Consider the following 22916-nt stretch of genomic DNA (forward strand, 5'->3'; position numbering starts at 1 on the left):
ACCGATAAATACACTTTACTGGTTTGTTATGGAGAAATCAATAGGAGGTTTGTTTTGTTGTGGGACAGGAATATGATCAACTCGAAATCATCGCGGATTTTATCAACACCCATGATAAACGCATGAGATATGATGGGGATCCGGGTGTGGAGCTGCTTCCGGCCGCGGAGGATCTGCGCATGTGGCTGTTAAAAAACGGCTTTGTTCTGGAACAGGACACCGTATCTGAAGAGGATCTGGCTTTGGCCCGCGAGCTGCGGGGCGGCTTAAGAGCAGCCATTCCGAATAATATACATGATCATCAGGCAGCCGGCTTCCAAGCGTTAAACTGTGTAGCCGGGCGGTTTCGGTTCTTTTATCGCTTCGGTGACACCGCAGACGCTGTTGAACCTGTGGATACACAGGGAAGAGCCGGCATGTCCCGGCTGTTGATTATGGTATTTCGGCTGCGTGAAAAGAATATGTGGGGCAGATTGAGAGTGTGTACGGCCGAAGATTGTCAGTGGGTATTCGTTGACCGCTCGAGGCCGGGAACGGGAAAATGGTGCTCGATGAAAGCCTGCGGCAATCGGGCGAAGAATAAAACATATCGGGAGCGAGGTAAGTCCAAGAGATGAACCGCAGCCATGGGACCAGATTTGAATCAGGTCCAACTCCAAAGACCTATCAAGCGTTTGTCTTGGTTGGTCTTTTTTTATGGACCCGAATCATTCCAACAGGAATAAACGATTCAGTAACGAAATGCTTGTAATCTATTATTTTTTGAAAAAATGTTGATGTCTTTGTCGATTAGAGCATTTTCTATTCGTTGATTAAGCATAGAACGAAAATTTAAGTTTAGTCTCGATAACCAGGAGGGAATAAAAATGAGATTTATGATGATTGTAAGGGCAACCGAGGATTCCGAGGCAGGCGTATTGCCAAGCGCAGAGCAGTTGGATGCCATGATGAGGTACAACATGGAGCTGGCCAGAGCGGGCGTGCTGCTTGCCGCCGATGGGCTCCATCCAAGCTCGAGCGCCATCCGGATCTCTTATCCGGAGCCGGGGGGCAAGCCGAAAATTACCGATGGTCCCTTTACGGAAGCGAAGGAACTAATTGCAGGGTATACCTTGATCGAAGTGAAGACGAGGGAAGAGGCGATCGAGTGGGCTAAACGCATGCCGGATCCACACGGCTTCGGTGCGGGCCAGATCGAGCTCCGTCAGGTGTTTGAACCGACTGACTTAACGCAGGACCCGGAAGCGCAGGCCAAGCAATACGAAATGCGTGAACACATCCAAAGGCAGAATCCGTAATGTCAGCGGCAGATACCCATCGCACGATCGATGCCATCTGGAGAATCGAATCCTCCAAAATCATTGCTTACCTGACTCGAATGGTTCGTGACGTCGGTATCGCCGAGGACCTTGCTCAGGATGCGCTTATCGCTGCGCTGGAACGCTGGCCGATAGACGGCATACCGGATAATCCCGGTGGATGGCTGATGACCGCTGCGAAGCGCAAAGCGCTGGACCTGCTGCGGCGGAATAAGGTACGCGATCAGAAGTATGAGCTGTTGGGACGCGAAATGGATTCCCGGATGGATTCGGACATTCAGGTACCGGAGCCGGGGGAAGTGAACGACGATCTTCTACGACTGATCTTCATGACCTGTCATCCGGTTCTTTCCCCTGAGGCGCGGGTGGCTCTGACGCTGCGCTTGCTTGGCGGATTAACGACTGCGGAGATTGCCCACGCCTATCTTGTGCCTGAACCGACGATCGCGCAGCGAATCGTTCGTGCCAAACGGACGCTGTCGGCGACCCGGGTGGCATTCGAGATTCCTCAGGGAGCCGAGCTTAAACCGCGATTGTCATCGGTCCTTGAGGTCATCTACCTCATGTTTAATGAGGGCTATGCAGCGTCGTCGGGCAGCCAGTGGATTCGCCCGCTGCTGTGTCAGGAAGCGCTTCGGATCGGGCGGGTGCTGGCAGAGATCGCGCCGACGGAGGCCGAGGTGCATGGTTTGGTTGCGTTAATGGAATTTCAATCCTCTAGGTTCAAGTCCAGGGTCAACGCGGAGGGGGAGCCTGTCCTGCTCATGGATCAGAATCGGGCCTTGTGGGATTATTTATTGATTCGGCGCGGTTTTGCCGCCCTGGATCGGATCGAGCGGTTGGGCGGAATGACGGGACCTTACGCCATACAGGCTGCCATCTCCGCATGTCATGCCGGAGCACCGAGTGCCGCAGAGACCGACTGGATTCGTATCTCCGCGCTGTATGAGGCATTGGCCCAGGTTTCTCCTTCGCCCATCGTGGAATTGAACCGGGGTGTGGCCCTCTCCATGGCTTTCGGTCCGGAGATCGGGCTTGAGATCGTGGACATTTTACGCTGCGAGCCCGCCTTGAAGGGATACCATCTCCTCCCGAGCGTAAGGGGAGACCTGCTCTTTAAGCTGGGACGCCTGGACGAAGCCTGCGCCGAGTTCAAGCTGGCCGCATCGCTGACGGATAACCTGAGGGAACGGGCCCTGCTGCTTGATCGTGCGGCAGAATGCCTGCCAGCCGAGTCCTGAGACAAGCTGAAGAAAGATTTTATTAAAATTTTTTCGGAAAAATATGAAGGTGTGTCGATTACATAAAATCTCGTTCGTCATTTAGATATAAAACTAAAAAATGAACTGAGAGGAAGATGAAAATGCAAGCACAAATGGTACCTTTTATTATTTCGGAGGATGCAAGAGCTCAGGCGGATTTTTACATGCAAGCGCTGGGTGGAGAGATCGGTTTGTTGACTACCTTCAAGGACATGCCGGGCATACCGGAAGCCCATCAGGATAAGGTTATGCATATGTCGTTAACGCTGGCTGGCGGCAATAAGCTCATCCTCACCGATGCTTTTCAGGAAACCGGCAATAGTACGAGCATGGGTCTGGCCATCACGTTTGATAATGAGGAAGACGCCCGCGCCGCCTATCGCCATCTTAGCCATGGGGGTACCGAGAAATATCCGTTTGCCCTGCAGCCTTGGGGAGCCTACTACGGTGAAGTGGTGGACCGTTACGGCATGACCTGGCAGATGGTTCATCAGGGCTGAGTTGAAAAATAATATACAATGATACAGAGGGAGCCAATAAGATGAATCAAGAAGTAACGGATTACATTGCAGCCATTAGTGATACCTGGAAGGTGGAGGCCAGCGAGCAGCTTCGGGAGCTCGTGCACAGTACGATCCCGGACGTTTCGGAACGGCTTCAATATAAAAAGCCCCATTTTTTGAAGAATGGAAAATATGCGGCGGTAATCAGCGTCGCGAAGAGCGCGGTGAGCTTTACGATTTTCAATGCGGATGGCCTGGATTGGCCTGAAGCGTTGTTTGAAGGACCGCCTGAACGAAAGACCATCAAAATCTCGTCCGGGCAGCAGGTCGATTATGATGCGCTCGGATCCCTGCTGAAGCAGGCATCCGATGGACTATAAATCATATGTAATAGGGAAGCGTGGATAACCGTTGTTCGAAGCGTTTCTGATATAATAGCCGCGATCCTATGAGGATCGCGGTATGCGTCATTTTACTTCTTGGTGCCGTGCTGCTTGGTCGGCAGCTTGTCGCTTGGCGTTCCTTTGCCGTGATTCTCTTTGTTACGACGGGCCTTCTCCGCGTTTTCGTTCATTTTTTCCACAAAATCGTGCGTGCTTTCCATATGACGTAAGCTCCTTTTGCTCAGAATGTATGGCTTTGCCTGATCGTGCTTAATATAACCATTTCGTCGTGATCATATTTGGTGACTTTGGAATGGATATGGATGGTGCTGGATCAGGAGCAAGACATAGAACCGGTTATGGAGCGAGTGGATAGTCTTCAAGCCAAACGGGTCGAAGGTGCCGCGGGGTACACGATAAACGATCAGGGGCCCTGAGGTATGTCTTTTTTGGTTTCATAGGGATTGCGAACGAAATGGAGAAGGTATCTGTCATATCACGGCAAAAAAATACCCTGCCACAGTCAAACGCCCGGGCGGGGTATTTATGGTGTTTGATTACTTCTTATGACTGATCAACAGCTCATATTTGTTCAAGGAAGCGCCCAAAATATTCTCGTTGCGGCCCTGACCGTGGGATTGCCGGAATGATTCGCTGGAAGTCCAGCGTTTGAACGCCTCCTCGTCTTCCCATACCGTAGAGACCTTCAGTTCCTCTGCCTCTGCGCCTTCTTTGGCTTCGTGCCATACTTCCATCCGTACGAATCCCTCAATCTCCTGCACACCCTTCGCTTCAGCGAATCGCTGCGCAATTTCTTGTCCGAAGCCCGGTTTAACCTTAATCGAGTTTGTAACAACCAGCATGCTTGACTCCTCCTTCAGTGATGACCGGAAAAATGACAGAAATGTTTAGCCCCTTGCATGCGTCCATTATACATGAACGGAAGGGACGATTTCATCTTGGGAGCTAAGGAGCTTCAAAAGCCACGGAGCTTGAGCTCCCCCGGCTTCAAGCCAAAGATGTGGCAAACTCAGGTCGCCGGAGGACCATCTGCCGGAAACTCTGCAGCAGGTACGGCGGCAGCCGGCGCCATGACTTTGGGTTTCGCCCTGCCGCTCCACGACCAGTAGGTACCAATGCGCAGCAGCCGTTCAATCGGGCCGCTGCGGAACCGTTTCAACCAGAACAGGCTGCCCGTGGCCAGTACAGCATAGATCAGGATGGCTAGCAACGCTCCTTGCAGCACGCCGAGCTTGCCGAACATACCCAGCCCGAATCCGTAGAATATCAGTACGCACACAACGCTTTGCGTCAAATAGTTGGTTAGCGACATCCGCCCAACCGCTTCAAACGCCCGGATGATAACCGATTGTTTAGACGAGAAGGCGTATAGGGAGGCGAACAGATGTATATACCCCAGCGCGAGCAGAGGTCCGCCAAGCATCATAAAGATGCCGCTCAAGCCGTGGGTTGACCCGAGCATAACCCCTGCGGTCTTTAGTCCAAGCCCGACCGGAACGAGCAGGGACCACCTTAGATACAGCTTGATCTCCATGGAAGGATGAAGGAAGCGCCCGCGTTTGGCGGCGACCATACCAAACAGGAACATCGGCGCGCTCATCAGCGGAGCAATCAGAATGACCAGCAGCAGCATCCAGTCTGGAAGATCCATGGGTATTTCTTCAGTTGAACGAAAGTTTAGAATCTCGCTGTATGTGCCATTGCCGTACACCTCAATAGATTGCTTTACATAATTCTCCGTACGCTCTGCTTCACCTGCCGCAGGCTCCATAGAGCCATATCCAAAGACGGTCAGCAGCGTGAGGAAGAGGATCCCCCAGATCAGGATCGTTTTGGCTTTCCGTTTCACAAACAGCATCAGGAATAGTCCGACCGCTCCGTAAAACAGCAGAATATCGCCTTCCCAGATGAATGTGGAATGCAGCCAGCCGAGAATGATCAGCAGCACGGACCTGCGAAAGAAGCTGCGTCCATATTTGAGCCCTTTGCCGACTAAGCTTTCCCGCATCTTGACCATGCTGTAGCCGAACAGGAACGTAAAGATCGGCATGAAGCTGCCCTCTACGAATACCTTCAGCATGTCATGGCTGATCAGATCCAGCGTGGATGGCTGGAAGAGATGCAGCTCGTCTTTGCCGAACATGCCGTATTGAAAAATAAGCATATTGGCCATCAGGATGCCGAGCAAGCTCAAGCCGCGAATCGCATCCACGGCCGTAGAACGTTTATTTGAATTCATGTTAATCACCTCTGACACCAAGTATAAAACTCGAAATGAAATAACTCGGAAACGGCATCCTAACTTTTTCTTAACTCTTCCAGCATTTGTTTAACTCCTGTTAAGGTTGTTGTGCTAGCATAAATGTCGGGTGAGATATAATGGATCAAACACGAATTTTAATTGTAGATGACGAACCTTCCATTGTGAAAATGCTGCAGATGGTGCTGCGCAAGGAAGGTTTTAACCGCATATTCACAGCCTCCAGCTGTAAGGAGGCGCTTAGCGAAATTGCTGCACACGGAGCGGATATCGTGCTGCTGGATGTCATGCTGCCGGACGGCACGGGATTTGATCTCTGTCCGCAGATCCGTTCCTATGGCAGTCCGCACATCCTGTTTCTGACGGCCAAAGCATCGGATCTGGATGTGCTGACCGGTTTTGCGATGGGCGGAGACGATTATGTAACCAAGCCTTTTAATCCGCTGGAGATTGCCGCAAGGATCAAGGCGCGTCTGCGCCGTGGCGGCATCGGGACGACCGTGTCGTCTGAGCAGCCGGTGATCCAGCGTGCATGGGATTTCGGCCGATTTAAGGTTGATGAATCCGCCGGGGAGCTTACGGTGCTGGGAGAGCCTGTACCTTGTCCGGCGCAGGTCTTTCAGCTGCTGCTTTATTTTTGCAAGCACCCGGGGGTCGTATTCTCCAAGTCGCAGCTGTACGAAGCCGTATGGGGCATCGACGGCATGGGCGAGGACAACACCGTCATGGTGCATATCCGCCGTATACGCGAGCGCATCGAGGAGGATCCGAGCAACCCGCAATATCTACTGACGGTCCGGGGGCTCGGCTACAAGCTGGTTAAGGAGAAAGTCCGATGAGACTGCGCAGAAGGCTGGCCTTTCATTTTACGTACCAATTGATTGCGTTCTCGGCGTTTATGTTTTGCTTCCTGATCGTGCTCTTATTCTTCCTGATCAAACATATTAGCGAAGATGAGCTCCAGCGCAACTTTCCAACAGGTGTCCTCGACAGCATCGTCATGGAGACGGTGACAGAGAAAGGCGAAGTATTGTTGGAGGACCATTGGAAGCTCTTGCTGCAGGAGAATGATATGTGGCTTCAAGTCGTGGATATGAAGGGGAATGTGATTCATTCCACCAACACGACCTCAAGGGTTCCTTCGAAATATTCGGTAAGCAACTTGCTTGAGATTAAGGAGGAGCGCCGTTTTGGAAAGTATATGATGGATTGGCAGATGGACCTGACGTATTCGGAACCTCTGTTGTTTCTGATTGGATGGATCGATGAGAGCTCGGATCATCTTCGGACATGGTATGCCACCTATCAAGACGGTGGTAGGGTGAGGCCGGAGGATGAAGTGGCCCTCCGTCGCGAATTGGCTGGTCTAGGCGGTTATTTGCATGTCATTGACCGGGAGGGCCGTATTGTCCAAGCGATTGGAACCCATGCGGATCAAAAGACGAGTTACCATCCGCTGGAGATCATCGCGATGCAAGAGCAGCCCGGCACGTATTCAACGCATATTGCGGTTTATCGCGACGCAGCCAGCGGCAACACCTGGGTGTATCATACGCCGCAGGACGGTGCCCTGAAGAAGCGACCGATGATGAACGACCTGATCCGCGTGGCGTTATGGACGATGGTCTGCGTGCTTGTGTTGTCGCTAGGGATCGCGATATGGCATGGATATCGGTACAGCCGGCCGCTGCTGCTGTTTACCGGGTGGTTTGAGCGGATGGGGAGCGGAGCCTACGAGGAAGTGCTAACGCCGAAGGACCGGAAGCGGGTATTCCGCAAGAACGGAAAGCTGCGCACGCGCTTTAAGCTGTACAAGGAAGTCATTCATTCTTTTTACAAGATGGCGGAGCAGCTTGCCGAGACCGAGCGGGAACGGGAGCGGCTCGATCGTAACCGGGAAGAATGGATGTCCGGGATATCGCATGATTTGCGTACTCCGTTGTCCTCCATCCAGGGTTACGGCTATATGCTCGAGAGCGCGCCCCAGGATTGGAGCCAGGAAGAGCTGCGGGAGATGGGAACCGTTATCCGGGAGAAGGGCGGGTACATGCTGGAGCTTATCGATGATTTCTCGCTCGTATTCCGTTTGAGAAGCGAAATCCGGCCGCAGGAGCTGACCCGACTTGACCTGAACGAGCTGGTACGCCGCTGCGTGCTGAAATACGTCAACGATGCCACGCTGGATGCGAATTTCAATTATATCGGTGGCGAAGAGGCGCTGCTCGTCGACGGCAATGCCAAGTGGCTGCAGCGGTTGATGGATAACCTGATCACGAATGCCGTGAAGCATAATCCGGATGGGGTTAACGTCGAGGTCCGGGTGGAGAGTCGTCCCGGCGGCGCGGCGATCGTGGTTGCCGATCAAGGCGTAGGGATGGACGAAGAGACCCGCTGCAACCTGTTCGAGCGTTACTACCGGGGAACGAATACCGAAGAGAGCATGGATGGCTCGGGTCTCGGGATGAGCATCGCGAAGGCGATAGTCGAAGCGCATCGGGGCCGGGTAAATGTGTGGTCTGAAGTAGGCCGAGGAACCACCATCACCGTTCTATTGCCTGAGGCTGCCGTACAAGAAGGCGAGGGGCTGTTGAACGCGATTAAGGACTGACGTTTTTCCTGGATTGTTATATCCGGAATGAGCCTAAAAATCCTTCAACCTTCCTATCCTGCTACCGGCTCGGTTGCGCTATAATGGCTAAGCAACGATTACATGAGGTCCGGAGGATATTATGGGTTCAACTTCGTTTCGGCAATTGACTGGCAATGCGCGGGGCTGTCTCGTCTATGAGCCGCTGTTTCTCATCCCTTACAGCATGTTTACGACGTACACCTCCATCTACATGTACCAACTTGGGGTAACCGAGACGGGAATCGGCTGGATTACCTCCATCGGTTTGCTTGTACAGGTGCTTTCTTCGTTTCTCAGCGGGTATTTAACAGACCGTTTAGGCAGAAAAAAGGCGCTGCTATACTTCGACGTACTAAGCTGGTCCGTGGCCACGCTGCTCTGGGCCGTTTCACAGAACTTTTGGTTTTTTGTGATCGCGGCCGTCATCAACGGCTTCCAAAAGGTGCCGCATACCGCCTTTTACTGTCTGCTGGTAGAGGACACCGCACCGAAGGAGCGAACCTATGTCTTTACGCTGCTGCAGCTGATTAGCGTCGTGGGCGGCTTGTTTGCACCGATCGGCGGACTGCTGGTGTATCATTTCTCGCTTGTGCCCGGGGTGCGCATCATGTTCGTGCTGGCCTGTATCCTGATGACGATCCAGTTCATTGGGCGCCATTATGCCACAAGGGAGACGGATATCGGATACCGCAAGATGAAGGAAACGAAGGCGATGAGCCTGCGGGAAGGGATGTCCGACTATGCCTTGGTGATGAAGAGCATGCTCGGAAATCCGCTGCTGCTGATGATCTTCGGCGTTTATATATTGTTCAATTTTCAGATGACGGTGAAGACGACCTACGTCTCCATCTTCATGGTAGAATATTTGCATTTGGGCAGCGGCCTGATCTCGGTCTTTCCGGCATTCTCCTCTGTCATTATGCTAATATTCATGCGGTGGATCATGCCCCGGATCAGGGAGCAGCATGTGCACCGGACGATGGTATGGGGATTCGTAATATCGGTATTGTCCAATGTCATACTGGTGTTTGCGCCGCAAGGGGATCTGCTGGTGCTGAGTTTGAGCACTGTCATTGCCGCCATCGGTACGATGATGACATATCCGTATCTGGAGACGGCGGTGGCCAATGCGATAGACGATGAGAACCGCGCCAAAATATTCGCGCTGCTCCAGGTGCTCATTCTTATTGTTATTTCGCCTTCCGGCATCATTGGCGGCTGGGCCTATGGCATCGATCCGAGAATTCCGTTCTTGCTTGTTGCCGGCGCATTTGTGATCAGCATCCCGCTTATGCTGCTGTACGGCAAAAAAGTAAAGGCGGCTCCCGTCGAAGCCGGAGTTTAGCTTGGGCATATGATGGAGTCCATGGCTAAAAGAGATTGAGCGTGCGCTTTTAAGCTGCTGGAAGCGAAAGAATAGGAATGGAGAGGCACTCCGGGCAAGGGGTTGCCTCTTTTTTTGCGGTGGTTATTGCAATTTGGTTAGCGTTCACTTATGATATGAGCATGAAGAAGAAACCACATTTCGATAGCAAGAAGAGGGATATTTTGCAGGCTGCCATGAAGCTCTTCGCCGAGAAGGGCGTGGATGGCGTATCAGTGAAGGAGATCGGTGCCGCGGCGGGTGTAACGGATGCAGCGATCTATAAGCATTTTACGAATAAGGACGCCGTGGCTGCGGAGGCGTTCGAGGAATACTGCAGCAGTTATACGCGTCTGGTGGATGATTATGCTTCCCGGCCCGGCCTGTTTGCAGAGAGGCTATCGGCACTCGTCATCCGGGTATTGGCGTCATATGACGAGGATAAATATGGCTTGCTGCTCTTATCCCAGCATCACGAGCTGTTTACGGAGGTGCTCAAGAGCAGGGGACGTCAGCCGCTGGACGCCGTGCATGATCTGCTTGAGCAAGCGGTGTTGCAGGGGGATATTCCGCCGCAGAACACGCGATTAACCGCTGTGTTGATCATGGGTGCATTCAACCAGCTTGCAATCTCAACGATGCAAGGGGAGCTGGAGGAACCGTTGTCGTCGCTTGCACCTGAAGTGACGGCGCATCTATTGGCATTAACAGGTTTGGGTAAAGGTCCGGAGTGACCTTTTCTTTTTTGTCATCAGGTTAGTGATCGCTAACCAAATTATAAGGGGGAATAAACATATGAAAAAGGTTTTAATTATTCAAGGCAATCCCATCGAGAACAGCTATGGCAGTCAACTGGTAGAGGTCTATGCGAGGGGGGCGGTCGAATCCGGGGCGGAGGTGCGGGAGTTGGTGCTTGCGGAGCTGGAGTTTGACCTGAATCTGTCCGGCGGCTATAAGGGTAACCAACCGCTGGAGCCGGATCTGCAAAAAGCGCAGGAACTGATTTCTTGGGCGGATCACCTGGTGTTTGTGTACCCGAATTGGTGGGGCGGCATGCCGGCGCTGCTCAAAGGGTTCATTGACCGGGTTTTTCTGCCGGGCTTTGCGTTTAAGTACCGCCGGAACTCGCCTTTGCCGGAGCAGCTGCTCAAAGGGAAGACGGCCCGTCTGATCGTCACGATGGATTCGCCGTACGTCTACTATCGCTTCTACCTCGGCCAGCCGGGACATCAAATGATGAAGCATTCCATTCTGAAGTTCTGCGGCGTGGGCACGGTTCGTGCCACGAACATTACGCAGCTTCGCAAAATGCCTGAAGTGGCAAGAAAGCAATGGCTTGAGCGTGTACAGAGAATGGGACGGAAATTGGCTTGAGCTGGCAGAGCGTGAGATGTACAGTTCCTTCCAATGGCTTGACTTCTTGGTCAGGAAGATTATAATTCATACAACAAATGAAACGAAAAGAGAATGGAAGGGTACGTTTAATCAAAATCAAATCTTGATGTATATGCCGGGGAATAGGGCCCAGGCGTTTCTACCAGGTTACCGTAAATGACTTGACTACATGAAGGTTGAGAATCCCACCACCAAAAGCCCAGCTTCGCAATGATTGAAGCCGGGCTGGAGGATCATCTTGATTGGAATCCGGCAGGTTTTAACAGATGAGGTGATGTGCAGACTAGATAGCATACATTGCTGATGCACGGGATTTCTCTTCCTCTATGGATATAAGTACAGGCACCCCGGGCAGATACGCTGTCCGGGGTGTTTGGCGTGTTATACAGCGGATCGATTTTGTATTTTTACCGTTCATTAGAAGAAAAACGTTTATCGAAGTACTTTCACAGATGACAGACCGCAGTTAGAAGAAGTTTTTATTGCGATATCAGGAAGTCACAAGCTTCGAAGTTATACTTTCTGATATCTAAAAAAAGGGGAGCGTGCAATCATCATGAGTTCAAGCAAGAGACAGAAACGATACGAGGTTAGCCGGCAGTTGGGGAAGGTTGCGTTAGGACAGGAGCCTGCCGAACTGGTCATCAAAAACGGTACGCTGGTGAATGTGTTTACAGGCGAGCTTCAGGAGCAGGTGGACGTGGCCATGGCCTCCGGACGCATCGCTTATATCGGCAACGCGGATCATACGATCGGGGAGGGGACTCGGGTCATCGAAGCGAATGGCCGATATATCTCGCCGGGCCTGCTCGACGGTCATATGCATGTGGAGAGCACGATGCTCACCGTGACCGAGTTTGCCAAGGCGGCTATCGTTAGCGGAACGACCGGGGTTTATATGGATCCCCATGAGATTGCCAACGTATTCGGCATGGAGGGCGTGCGCTGGATGCATGAGGAAGGGCAGCAGTTGCCGATGAAGGTGTTCACCACCGTTCCTTCGTGTGTGCCGTCAACCTTTGATCTGGAGGATGCCGGGGCGCAGTTGGGCGTAGCCGACATTGAGGAAGGGCTGACTTGGCCCGGTGTTGCCGGGCTTGGCGAAGTGATGAATTTCCCAGGCGTCGTGTATGGCGATCCGACCATGAGCGGGGAGATCGAAGCTACGCTGCGTGCAGGCAAGACGGTGACAGGGCATTTTCCGGCAGAGGATGACCGGATGCTGCAGGCATATATGGCAACCGGCGTAAGCTCCGACCATGAGACGGTAACCAGAGAGCAGGCATTGGAGAAGGTTCGCCTCGGCATGCACCTGATGATTCGCGAGGGTTCGGCTTGGCAGGATGTGAAGGAAGTTGTTAAGGTCATAACGGAAGATAAGGTGCGAACAGACAATATTTCTCTGGTTACGGATGATGTGTATCCGCAGACGCTGCTGAGACTCGGTCATATGAACCATGTGGTCCGCCGCGCTATGGAAGAGGGCGTGGACCCAGTCACAGCGATTCAGCTGGGAACGATCAACGTGGCTCGTTATTTCGGCATGGACATGGAGCTTGGCAGCATTTCACCTGGCAAAACGGCGGATATTTTGCTGATTGATGATCTGTTGAGCATGGTACCTTCCGTCGTGATCACGGATGGCGAGGTGGTTGCAGAGAACGGCCGACTCGTGAAGGCATTCCCGGTATATCAATATCCGGAAAAAGCGTTTAACTCGGTCCGTTTGCAGCGTTCGCTTACCGCGGATGACTTCCTGCTCCGCAGCAAATTCGATGCCGCACGTACGGAAGTGAACGTGGTGCGCGTCATTGAGAACAGCGCCCGTACCGCCAAAATGACGGCGGTGCTCTCCGTGCAGCAAGGGGTGATCCAGCCAGACCTGGACCAGGACGTGGTTCAGCTGGCATGCATTGAGCGCCACGGCACGACGGGACAAATCTCGCTCGGTTTTGCGAGCGGCTTCGGACTCAAGTTCGGCGCGGTTGCGTCCACGGTAGCGCATGACAGTCACAATCTGCTTGTGATGGGTACGAATGCCGAGGATATGGCACTCGCTGCGAATGAGCTGGCGGCGTGCGGAGGCGGCATGATCGTGGTCCGGGACGGCAAGGTGCTGGCGAAGGTGGCAATGCCGATTGCCGGTTTGCTGGCAGACCGTCCGGTTGAGATCGTAGCGGAGGAAGTCGCAGCCTTGGAGGAGGCTTGGAAGGAGCTTGGATGCCATATTCATGCGCCGTTCATGACCTTCTCGCTGATTGCGCTGCCGGTGATTCCGGAAATCCGCATTACCAACCGCGGGATCGCAGACGTAACGGAATTCAAGCTCATCGAGACCGAGATTGGCGCGGTCCAATAAGATTGCAGCATACACCGAAGCAGGTTGGCCTGAGGGCGAACCTGCTTTTTTGGTACGTAAATACCGGGCTTGGCCTGTGAGCGGATGCCGCAAGCCATGTTCCAATTGATAATTCTCACATATTCAATCGCCTACTTAGTGATTTTCGTCACAAATTTATAACTTTTTACACCGGTTTCAGCCCTGATATTGTGATGTTTATCACAATCCTTTGCGGCGTGGTCTGCGACAATACAAAAAGAATCAAATTTGAAGTGATCACGTGAGCTAAAGAAAGGGGTATCTTAATATGGATCCGGTTATGCTGGCGCGAATTCAATTCGCATCGACAACCATTTTTCACTTTATTTTCGTACCGTTATCCATCGGATTGGCGTTTCTGATTGCCATCATGGAGACGATGTATGTTGTCAAAGGCCAGGAAGTCTACAAGAAAATGGCCAAGTTCTGGGGAAAGCTGTTCCTGATTAACTTTGCGGTTGGGGTTGTGACAGGGATTCTGCAGGAATTCCAGTTCGGCATGAACTGGTCGGATTACTCGCGGTTTGTCGGGGACGTGTTTGGCGCACCACTTGCCATCGAGGCGCTGCTGGCGTTTTTCCTCGAGTCGACGTTTATCGGACTGTGGATATTCGGTTGGGACCGGTTATCGAAGAAGGTCCATCTGCTCAGTATCTGGCTGGTGTCCTTCGGCACCCTGATGTCCGCCTTCTGGATTCTGGCAGCGAATTCGTTCATGCAGCGTCCCGTCGGGTTCGAGATGAACAATGGGCGGGCGGAGATGAATGATTTCTTCGCACTGATCACGAACGGTCAGCTGTTAGTGGAGTTCCCGCACACGATCTTCGGGGCACTGGCAACCGGGGCGTTCCTCGTAGCAGGTGTGAGTGCCTACAAGCTAATGAGGAAGCAAGATTTGGATTTCTTTAAGAAATCATTCCACATCGCCATCGTGATTGGCCTCATCACCTCTATTCTGGTTGCGGTGTTCGGTCACCAGCAGGCGCAGTATCTGGTGGATACGCAGCCGATGAAGATGGCCGCTGCGGAGAGCCTGTGGGAAACGAGTGACGATCCCGCGCCTTGGACGGTCATTGCAGCCATCGATCCGGATAAGCAGAAGAACACGATGGAGTTTAAAGTCCCGTATTTGCTCAGCTTTTTGTCCTATAGCAAGTTTTCCGGTGAAGTCATCGGGATGAAGGAGCTGCAGGCGCAATACGAACAGCAGTATGGACCTGGAGATTATATCCCTCCTGTTCGCACCACGTTCTGGAGCTTCCGGATTATGGTGGCCGCAGGCAGCATCATGATTCTGCTGGGGTTGTACGGAGCATGGCTCATGCTGCGCAAAAAGGTCGAGAAGGCCGGCAAATGGTTCCTCAGACTAATGCTGTTCGGTATTTCGCTGCCGTTCATTGCCAACACGTCGGGGTGGATTATGACGGAGATCGGGCGGCAGCCGTGGACGGTATTCGGACTGATCACCACGGAGAACAGTGTTTCACCGAACGTCAGCGCAGGCTCGATCCTGTTCTCGCTGATCATGTTTACCGCCATTTATGCGGTGCTGGCAGCCGTCATGGCGTATCTATTTATCAAAGTCATTAAGAAAGGACCGTATGCGGCGGAGGAAGATGACCACCACGCAAGCGATCCGTTTAATAAGGAGGGCTACAATGCTGTCTCTTAACGAACTGTGGTTTGTGCTCGTTGCCGTATTGTTTATCGGGTTCTTCTTCTTGGAGGGCTTCGACTTCGGGGTCGGGATGTCCACGCAGCTGCTGGCCAAAAATGATACCCAGCGCCGGGTGCTGATCAACTCGATCGGCCCATTCTGGGATGCCAACGAGGTCTGGTTGTTGACGGCGGGCGGCGCGATGTTCGCCGCCTTCCCGAACTGGTATGCTACGCTGTTCAGCGGCTTCTACATTCCGCTTGTCTTTCTTCTGCTGGCCTTGATCGGACGCGGGGTGGCCTTTGAATTCCGCGGCAAGGTGGGCGATGTTCGCTGGAAACGGGTGTGGGACGGTGCAATCTTCACAGGCAGCGTGCTTCCGCCATTCCTGCTCGGCGTTGTCTTTGCTTGTCTGATTCAGGGGCTCCCGATTAACGAAGAGATGCAGTTGCATGCCGGGTTGTTTGATGTTGTGAATGGCTATACTGTGGTTGGCGGACTGACGATGGTGATGCTCTGCCTGCTGCATGGCTTGATGTTCACAACACTGCGCACGATGGGGGATCTTCAGGAACGGGCGCGCCGTATGGCCCGGAGACTCCTGTTTCCCGTAGCGGCCCTGTTCGTGGCATTCGGGGTGATGACGTATTTCATGACCGATGTCTTCGAGAAGCGTGGCGTGGTGTTAACCGTGCTGCTGGTGCTGGCTCTGCTCGCATTCCTGCTGGGCGGATATTTCATGAACATCAAGCGGGACGGCTGGGCTTTCGGGATGACTGGGGCGGTTATCGCCCTGCTGGTAACGTCCGTGTTCGTGGGTTTGTTCCCGCGCGTGATGGTCAGTTCCATCAATTCGGCATTTGACCTGACTATTTATAATGCGGCCTCCGGACCGTATTCTCTCAAGATAATGACGATTGTGGCGGTTACGCTGCTGCCATTCGTATTGGGCTATCAAATTTGGAGTTACTTCGTTTTCCACAAACGGGTACATGAGAAGGAGCATCTGGAGTACTGATGGGAAAAGATCTGCTGGGATACAAGGGCGCCAAGACGGTATTCTTCCTTGTCGCCGTATGTACCCTGGCACAGAGCATGGCCATCCTCCTGCAAGCCAAGTGGCTGGCGGAAGCCATATCCGCCCTGTTTGCCGGATCAACGCTGCAGGAGCAGGGGGAGACCATTGCCTTGTTCCTGCTTGCATTTCTGGCACGTCACGGCATCTCGGCCGTGCAGCAAGGAATCGCACAGCGCTTGGCCGAGGAGACGGGCACGAGCCTGAGGAAGCAGCTGCTGGATGAGCTGTTTCGGAAGGGGCCGTCCTTTGTCCGGTCGGAAGGAACAGGCAATGTGGTTACGCTTGTGCTGGAGGGCATCGGCAAGTTCCGCAAATATGCGGAGCTGACCATACCGCGCATGATGGGGGCGAGCATTACCCCGGCTCTGGTATGGCTGTACGTGTTCATGACGGACCGGATTTCGGGCATTATACTGCTGGTGACCATGCCGATCCTGATCGTATTTCTCATCCTCGTGGGGCTTGCCGCGAGAAAGCAGACCGAGCGGCAGCTGGATTCCTACCGGATGCTGTCTAATCATTTTGTAGATTCGCTGAGAGGTCTGACTACCCTGAAGTTTCTGGGACAGAGCCGTAAGCACAGCGAGAGCATACAGCAGGTCAGCGAGGGATATCGAGCAGCTACCATGCGGACGCTGCGCGTGGCGTTTCTGTCATCCTTCGCGCTGGATTTCTTTACGATGCTGTCCGTGGCATCTGTTGCGGTAAACTTAGGCTTACGCCTCATTAACGGCAGCCTGGAGCTGCTGCCTGCGCTGCTCATCCTGATCCTGGCACCGGAGTATTTCCTGCCGGTGCGCATGGTCGGGGCGGATTTTCATGCCACGCTGGACGGTAAGCAGGCAGGGGAAGCGATGCAATCCATGATTCAGGAGGCTCGGAAAGGGCGTTCTTGCGATATAACATTTAAAATTAAAGATAATTTGTCTGAAACCAATCCGCCGCAGCCGCAATTCCAATGGGATAACCACAGCGTGCTGGAGCTGTCCGGAATCGGCCTCAGGCACGAAGAGTTAGGGCCGGCTTCCTTGGAGAATGTCAGCTTCCGGATACCGGGCCAGCGCAAGATCGGTATCGTCGGGGAGAGCGGGGCCGGCAAATCCACACTTATTGAGCTATTAGGGGGATTCATGGCCCCAACGTCCGGCGTGATGGAGTTAAACGGCGTGAAGCTGGAGGACAGGAACCGGCGGGCATGGCGGACCGAGGTCACCTATATGCCGCAGCAGCCATATTTATTCGGTGCTACCCTAGCGGATAATGTGCGATTCTATGCGCCGGAGGCGTCAACAGCGCAAGTCGAAGCCGCGATACAAGCGGCGGGTCTATCGGATCTGGTGAAGAGTTTGCCGGGCGGACTTGCGGAGATGATTGGGGGCGGCGGACGCACTTTAAGCGGTGGCCAGGCACAGCGTGTAGCCTTAGCCAGAGCGCTGCTCGGCGGCCGGCGGGTTCTGCTGCTGGATGAGCCGACGGCGCATTTGGATATCGAGACGGAATATGAGCTGAAGGAGACGATGCTGTCCCTTTTTCAAGATAAGTGGGTATTCCTCGCGACGCACAGACTGCACTGGATGCAGGATATGGATTACATCCTCGTTCTGCATCAGGGGCGGGTGGCGGAAACCGGAACCCATGAGGAGCTTATCGCTCGGCAAGGTGTCTATTATGGATTGATTACATCGCAGATGGAGGGAGTACAATGAAGCAGGAATCGTGGTTTCGGCCTTATGTAACGGCAAACTTCTGGCGCTTTCTGCTGATTGTGATGCTTGGCGTGCTCACGATCCTGTTCGCCGGGATGCTGATGTTTACATCCGGGTATTTGATCTCCAAGTCCGCCCTGCGACCGGAAAATATTCTGATGGTATACGTGCCGACCGTGGGGGTTCGGACCTTCGGCATCGGACGCGCGGTCATCCATTACGTGGAGCGCCTGGTGGGACATGACACGATTCTTCGCATTCTGTCCCAGATGCGCCTGCGGCTGTACCGCATTCTGGAACCGCAAGCCCTCCGTTTGTCCTCCCGGTACCGCACCGGGGATCTGCTGGGCGTGCTCTCTGATGATATCGAGTATTTGCAGGACGTCTATATTCGAACGGTTTTTCCATCGATTGTAGCGCTTGTGTTATACGCCGGGGTTATTCTGGCTGTCGGCCTGTTTGACCCGGCATTTGCCCTTCTGCTCGCGTTATATGTAGCGGTGCTGATTCTGGTGCTGCCGCTGGTTTCCCTGCTGCTCACCAAACGGAAGAACCGGGAGATGAAGCAGGCCCGCAGCAACCTCTACCAGAAGCTAACCGACGCGGTACTGGGTATTCATGAATGGTATGTCAGCGGCCGGCAGACGGAGTTCCTGACCGGTTATGAGGCGGATGAAGCCGAGGTCGACCGGACCGACCGCTCCCTTAAGCGCTGGTCGCGTCTTCGGGCTTTTATCGGTCAATGCGTGGTTGCCGTGACGGTGGTATCAATGGTGTATTGGTCAGGACGACAGTATGCGGACGGCTCGATCGATGTTACGCTGATCGCGGCTTTGGTTCTGGTTGTATTCCCGTTAATGGACGCATTCCTGCCGGTATCCGAAGCCGTGGAGCGGATTCCGCAGTACGGCCAGTCGGTCGCGAGACTTCAGGCGATAGAAAGCGCAGAAACATCTGAAGGGGAGCAGAACCGGGAGCAACAGCTGAATAAGGGAGAGATCCAATCCGTCATAAGCAGCGGTGTCCATGTGAAGGCGGATGGCGTCAGCTTCCGTTATGATCAGGCAGCAGGCGGCGAATCCGGGCTGGAACGATCCGGTGCGAATAGGGAAGGGTCTACATTAACGGATGTATCCCTGGATATTCCTCCTGGGGCCAAGGTAGCCATTATAGGGCGTTCCGGTGCCGGTAAATCCACCCTGCTGCAGCTGATTCAGGGCGTGCTGGCACCTTCGGGGGGAAGTCTTACCCTAGGCGGAGTGGATGCTGCGCGGTTTGGCGATGAGATATCTTCTGTTATTTCGGTATTGAATCAGAGTCCGCACTTGTTCGATACGACGCTAGCAAACAACATCCGGCTCGGACAGCCGGATGCTACGGAAGCGGAAATACGGGGCGCGGTTGCTTTGGCACGGCTAGAACCGTTGGTGGCCTCCCTTCCGGAGGGTCTCCGCACCCGTATGCAGGAAGCCGGACAGCGTTTCTCCGGGGGAGAGCGCCAGCGCGTGGCTTTGGCCCGAATCCTGCTGCAGAAGACGCCTGTTGTCATTCTGGATGAACCGACGGTCGGGCTGGATCCCAAAACCGAGCGGGAACTGTTATCCACCATGTTCGCCAGTCTACAGGACCGGACGCTGATCTGGGTAACGCATCATCTGGTGGGCGTTGAGCGCATGGATGAGATCCTATTCATGGAAGACGGCCAAATCGTTATGCGGGGTACCCACGATGAGCTGATGGAGCGCTACCCGCGGTATCGGAACTTGTATCTATTAGATCGTCCGGCAGTCTAGACAACAACAGCATCCTTAGTAGAAGAACCGCCCTTTTGAAATGCCCCTAATTGTTAGACATGACCTAACGATTGGGGTGCAGTTCATTTAGGATCGGTTCTTTTTTTTGTCTCCATCTTATTTTTCTTAATGAGCCTGATAAAAGATCCAAATCCACGCGCATCTTGGAAAGATGTAACATTAGCCTTAAGCAAGATAAAGGTTAATTACAATTTTAGGGGTGTGATGTAAGGTGGCTCATAAACGGATGGTCAACGTGTTTCGTCATTTTGCTGAGCGGGAATGTCCGGGCTCCAGTGTGTTCTATGAGTATTTGTCGCGCCATATAGCCGATGATGAAGAGGTGCTGCAAGTCGCAACGTTTGTTCCTGCAGGCCAGCCTGTACCCAATATGCTGTTTGGGGCAGTTCAATATTTGCTGCTTCAGGGTGAGGGACCAGAGCTGAGGGTGTATTACCCCGGCCTTGTGGAACATCCAAAGGAAATGAGCTCTTGTTATCCCCTTTTTCGTTCATTTGTGCTGAAGCATCAGGCAGACATTATCGGGATACTGGAGAGTAAACGGGTACAAACGAACGAAGTCCGCCGCTGTGCGTATTTGTATCCGGTGTTCTGCTCGATCTATGACAAGGTCCGTAAGCCGCTTGCCTTGGTGGAGCTTGGAACTAGTGCCGGATTGCAGCTGCTGTGGGATCAATACAGCTATTCCTATGGGGACGCGGAGAGTTACGGCCTTGCGGGGTCAAAGGTTCATATCACATCGGAGATCAGGGGGAGCCGCACGCCGTTCCTGCTGGCTTCCAGTCCCCCGGTCGTCTATCGGATGGGGATCGATCTGCATGTGAATGACGTGCGAAACCCGGAGCATTTGTTGTGGCTGCGGTCTTTAATCTGGCCGGGTAATCACGACAGGGTATCCATGCTGGAGCATGCGGCGGAGGTATTGAAGCAGCAGACCGGGGTACAGTTCCGGGAAGGGGATGGGACCGCGCTGCTTCCCGAAATCGTGAGGGGCATCCCGGAGGAGGCCGTCATTTGCGTATTTCATACGCATGTGGCTAATCAGATTCCGGAGGCGTCTAAGCAAAAACTGCTGCATCACTTAAATGAAATCGGAAGCGTCCGCGATATCGTGCATGTCTACAACAATATGGAGGATGAGCGTCTCCATGCCGATTATATTCTCGGAGGTGTGCCGAGCCAGTTTACGGTGGCACGGACGGATGGGCATGCGCGCTGGTTTGAGTGGCTGTTGTAAGGCGGGAATATTACTGTTAGCGTGTGATTGAAGAAGCGGCAGCGAATTGTTCGACAACGCGTTGGTCATATGAGGTGACGGTGAGTAAGCGAGCCAAGAAGGCAGCCGAGCCAGCGCTTTAAGCCAGGAAGACAAAGCCGTTCATCCCGTCTGTTTTTTTCTAGGGCAAGTCTATGTCATAATAGGGGAGATGGAATATTAAGCGCTTAAATTCAAGGAAGCCAAAGGAGGAAGTTGGGATGGATTATCGTATTGAGAAGGATACCCTGGGTGAGGTTAAAGTGCCTGCGGATAAGCTATGGGCAGCACAGACACAGCGCAGTTCCGAGAATTTCCGGATTGGAACCGAAACGATGCCGAAGGAAATCATTCGGGCATTTGCGATATTGAAGAAGAGCGCGGCCATTGTGAATGGCAAGCTCGGTAAGCTGGATGCAGACAAAGTGGATGCGATTACGACCGCCGCCGACGAGATTGTCGCCGGCAAGTGGGATGAGCACTTTCCGCTGGTGGTTTGGCAGACCGGCAGCGGCACACAGTCCAATATGAACGTGAACGAAGTCATTGCGAACCGTGCGAATCAACTGCTTGAGCAAAAAGACAGCGCTCTGCGCGTTCATCCCAACGACGACGTTAACAAATCCCAAAGCTCTAACGATACGTTTCCGACAGCGATGCATATGGCCGCGGTCGTGGCCGTGGAAGATCATGTGCTGCCCGCGCTGCGCCGCTTGAAGAAAACGCTGGAGAAGAAAAGCGATGAATATAAGGACCTGATCAAAATCGGCCGCACGCATCTTCAGGATGCAACACCGCTGACCCTCGGACAGGAAATCAGCGGCTGGCATCGGATGCTCGAGAAGTGTGAATTGATGCTGGCTTCCGCTGTAGAACCGCTGCGTGAGCTGGCTATTGGCGGTACTGCTGTCGGTACCGGCATTAACGCGCATCCGAAATTCGGAGAAATGACGGCGGCAGAAATCAGCATGCAGATCGGAAAAAGCTACACGTCCGCCAGCAACAAGTTCCATTCGTTGACCAGCCATGACGAGATTGTATTTGCCCATGGGGCACTGAAGGCGCTGGCTGCCGATCTGATGAAAATCGCCAACGACGTTCGCTGGCTGGCAAGCGGTCCCCGTTCCGGGATTGGCGAGATCTCGATCCCTGCCAACGAACCGGGCAGCTCCATCATGCCGGGGAAAGTGAACCCAACCCAGAGCGAGGCACTGACGATGGTAGTCTGCCAAGTGATGGGCAACGATGCCACGATCGGTTTTGCAGCAAGCCAGGGTAATTTTGAGCTAAACGTTTTCAAACCGGTCATCATCTATAACTTCCTGCAGTCCGTACGCCTGCTGTCGGATGCCATGGATTCGTTCGACCAGAATTGCGCGGTCGGCATCGAAGCCAACCTTGACGTTCTCCGTGCGAACATGGAGCGGTCGCTGATGCTGGTGACGGCGCTGAACCCGCATATCGGATATGAGAATGCCGCGGCCATCGCGAAAAAAGCGCATAAAGAAGGGACGACACTTCGTGAAGCGGCTCTGGGAAGTGGACTGCTCACTGGAGAGGATTTTGACCGGATCGTTCGTCCGGAAGAAATGATCCATCCGAAGGAGTGAGGTCCAATGCTTGGAGCTTGATCGGAAAACAGGCCTTGGTTGAACCCCCAGCCCATTTCACCACGGTGAAGTGGGTTTTGGTTTTTTGATTTATAGAATGATCAGGTTTTTAGTAAACCTGAACCCTATTTGATCATCGCAAGGCAACCTTCTTCTAAACGCGGTCCGCCTTCTGTGAGAGCGTATCGATCGAAGTTTTTCTTTTTCCAAGCTCCACAGCGGTTATAATAGGGTGTCAGGATCTGATTATGATTCACAAATCATTTGCATGAAGGACGGAT

The 22916-nt window shown here is 53.3% G+C and carries 20 protein-coding genes and 1 riboswitch; of the genes, 17 read left to right on the forward strand and 3 right to left on the reverse strand.

Annotation, left to right across the window (positions count from 1 at the left end; translation table 11 throughout):
* Window positions 1-59 precede the first annotated feature (59 nt).
* The 5 genes from ABEW73_RS17910 to ABEW73_RS17930 all read left to right on the forward strand — a co-directional run bounded on the left by ABEW73_RS17910 (window position 60) and on the right by ABEW73_RS17930 (window position 3464).
* Window positions 60-617: a CGNR zinc finger domain-containing protein gene (locus ABEW73_RS17910; protein WP_430166725.1), complete on the forward strand. Its 558-nt coding sequence runs from the start codon at window positions 60-62 to the stop codon at window positions 615-617.
* A 249-nt stretch (window positions 618-866) separates the two neighbouring features.
* On the forward strand, window positions 867-1298 hold the full coding sequence (locus ABEW73_RS17915) for a YciI family protein (RefSeq protein ID WP_430166726.1): 432 nt from the start codon (window positions 867-869) through the stop codon (window positions 1296-1298).
* The gene (locus ABEW73_RS17920) at window positions 1298-2560 is read left to right on the forward strand and encodes an RNA polymerase sigma factor (protein WP_430166727.1); all 1263 of its coding nucleotides are present in this window, start codon (window positions 1298-1300) and stop codon (window positions 2558-2560) included. Before ABEW73_RS17915 ends, ABEW73_RS17920 begins: the two co-directional genes overlap by 1 nt.
* A gap of 122 nt (window positions 2561-2682) precedes the next feature.
* Window positions 2683-3081 carry a VOC family protein gene (locus tag ABEW73_RS17925; protein WP_430166728.1) on the forward strand — a complete coding sequence of 133 codons (399 nt, stop codon included), beginning with the start codon at window positions 2683-2685 and terminating at the stop codon, window positions 3079-3081.
* A gap of 41 nt (window positions 3082-3122) precedes the next feature.
* On the forward strand, window positions 3123-3464 hold the full coding sequence (locus ABEW73_RS17930; protein ID WP_430166729.1) for a DUF1801 domain-containing protein: 342 nt from the start codon (window positions 3123-3125) through the stop codon (window positions 3462-3464).
* Window positions 3465-3556: 92 nt separating this feature from the next.
* Here the strand turns inward: ABEW73_RS17930 and ABEW73_RS17935 are convergent, their stop codons facing one another.
* The 3 genes from ABEW73_RS17935 to ABEW73_RS17945 form a co-directional block, all read right to left on the reverse strand.
* Window positions 3557-3688, reverse strand: coding sequence for a DUF4023 domain-containing protein (locus ABEW73_RS17935; RefSeq protein WP_009590359.1), 132 nt, complete (start codon window positions 3686-3688; stop codon window positions 3557-3559).
* Between the two features lie 336 nt (window positions 3689-4024).
* On the reverse strand, window positions 4025-4330 hold the full coding sequence (locus ABEW73_RS17940; RefSeq protein WP_009590367.1) for an antibiotic biosynthesis monooxygenase: 306 nt from the start codon (window positions 4328-4330) through the stop codon (window positions 4025-4027).
* Window positions 4331-4497: 167 nt separating this feature from the next.
* Window positions 4498-5727, reverse strand: a complete 1230-nt coding sequence (locus ABEW73_RS17945; protein ID WP_430166731.1) for a DUF418 domain-containing protein — start codon at window positions 5725-5727, stop codon at window positions 4498-4500.
* Window positions 5728-5867: 140 nt separating this feature from the next.
* Between ABEW73_RS17945 and ABEW73_RS17950 the strand changes: the two genes are divergently transcribed.
* The 12 genes from ABEW73_RS17950 (at window position 5868) to fumC (ending at window position 22635) form a co-directional block, all read left to right on the forward strand.
* Window positions 5868-6587, forward strand: a complete 720-nt coding sequence (locus ABEW73_RS17950; RefSeq protein ID WP_213647111.1) for a response regulator transcription factor — start codon at window positions 5868-5870, stop codon at window positions 6585-6587.
* Window positions 6584-8356, forward strand: coding sequence for a sensor histidine kinase (locus ABEW73_RS17955; RefSeq protein ID WP_430166733.1), 1773 nt, complete (start codon window positions 6584-6586; stop codon window positions 8354-8356). Before ABEW73_RS17950 ends, ABEW73_RS17955 begins: the two co-directional genes overlap by 4 nt.
* A gap of 121 nt (window positions 8357-8477) precedes the next feature.
* Window positions 8478-9722, forward strand: a complete 1245-nt coding sequence (locus tag ABEW73_RS17960; RefSeq protein ID WP_430166735.1) for an MFS transporter — start codon at window positions 8478-8480, stop codon at window positions 9720-9722.
* A 161-nt stretch (window positions 9723-9883) separates the two neighbouring features.
* A complete protein-coding gene (locus ABEW73_RS17965; RefSeq protein ID WP_430166737.1) occupies window positions 9884-10474 on the forward strand; it encodes a TetR/AcrR family transcriptional regulator in 591 nt (196 codons plus the stop codon).
* A 61-nt stretch (window positions 10475-10535) separates the two neighbouring features.
* Window positions 10536-11114, forward strand: a complete 579-nt coding sequence (locus tag ABEW73_RS17970; protein WP_430166738.1) for an NAD(P)H-dependent oxidoreductase — start codon at window positions 10536-10538, stop codon at window positions 11112-11114.
* 107 nt (window positions 11115-11221) lie between these two features.
* Window positions 11222-11323, forward strand: a riboswitch (purine riboswitch).
* Window positions 11324-11691: 368 nt separating this feature from the next.
* The gene (gene ade, locus ABEW73_RS17975; protein WP_430166739.1) at window positions 11692-13494 is read left to right on the forward strand and encodes an adenine deaminase; all 1803 of its coding nucleotides are present in this window, start codon (window positions 11692-11694) and stop codon (window positions 13492-13494) included.
* A gap of 289 nt (window positions 13495-13783) precedes the next feature.
* Window positions 13784-15187, forward strand: coding sequence for a cytochrome ubiquinol oxidase subunit I (locus ABEW73_RS17980; RefSeq protein ID WP_430166740.1), 1404 nt, complete (start codon window positions 13784-13786; stop codon window positions 15185-15187).
* Complete coding sequence (gene cydB, locus ABEW73_RS17985; protein ID WP_430166741.1) at window positions 15174-16190, forward strand: cytochrome d ubiquinol oxidase subunit II; 1017 nt, start codon at window positions 15174-15176, stop codon at window positions 16188-16190. Before ABEW73_RS17980 ends, cydB begins: the two co-directional genes overlap by 14 nt.
* Window positions 16190-17956: a thiol reductant ABC exporter subunit CydD gene (gene cydD, locus ABEW73_RS17990; RefSeq protein ID WP_430166743.1), complete on the forward strand. Its 1767-nt coding sequence runs from the start codon at window positions 16190-16192 to the stop codon at window positions 17954-17956. The genes cydB and cydD overlap by 1 nt, the downstream gene beginning before the upstream one ends.
* Window positions 17953-19749 carry a thiol reductant ABC exporter subunit CydC gene (gene cydC, locus ABEW73_RS17995; RefSeq protein ID WP_430166745.1) on the forward strand — a complete coding sequence of 599 codons (1797 nt, stop codon included), beginning with the start codon at window positions 17953-17955 and terminating at the stop codon, window positions 19747-19749. The genes cydD and cydC overlap by 4 nt, the downstream gene beginning before the upstream one ends.
* Before the next feature lie 247 nt (window positions 19750-19996).
* Window positions 19997-21007, forward strand: a complete 1011-nt coding sequence (locus ABEW73_RS18000; protein ID WP_430166912.1) for a DUF2332 domain-containing protein — start codon at window positions 19997-19999, stop codon at window positions 21005-21007.
* Between the two features lie 239 nt (window positions 21008-21246).
* Entirely contained in the window at window positions 21247-22635 is a 1389-nt protein-coding gene (gene fumC, locus ABEW73_RS18005) for a class II fumarate hydratase (protein ID WP_430166747.1), read from the forward strand.
* The last annotated feature ends 281 nt before the right edge of the window (window positions 22636-22916 follow it).

This window comes from Paenibacillus lautus, assembly GCF_050482385.1.
Classification (GTDB): domain Bacteria; phylum Bacillota; class Bacilli; order Paenibacillales; family Paenibacillaceae; genus Paenibacillus_AQ; species Paenibacillus_AQ lautus_B.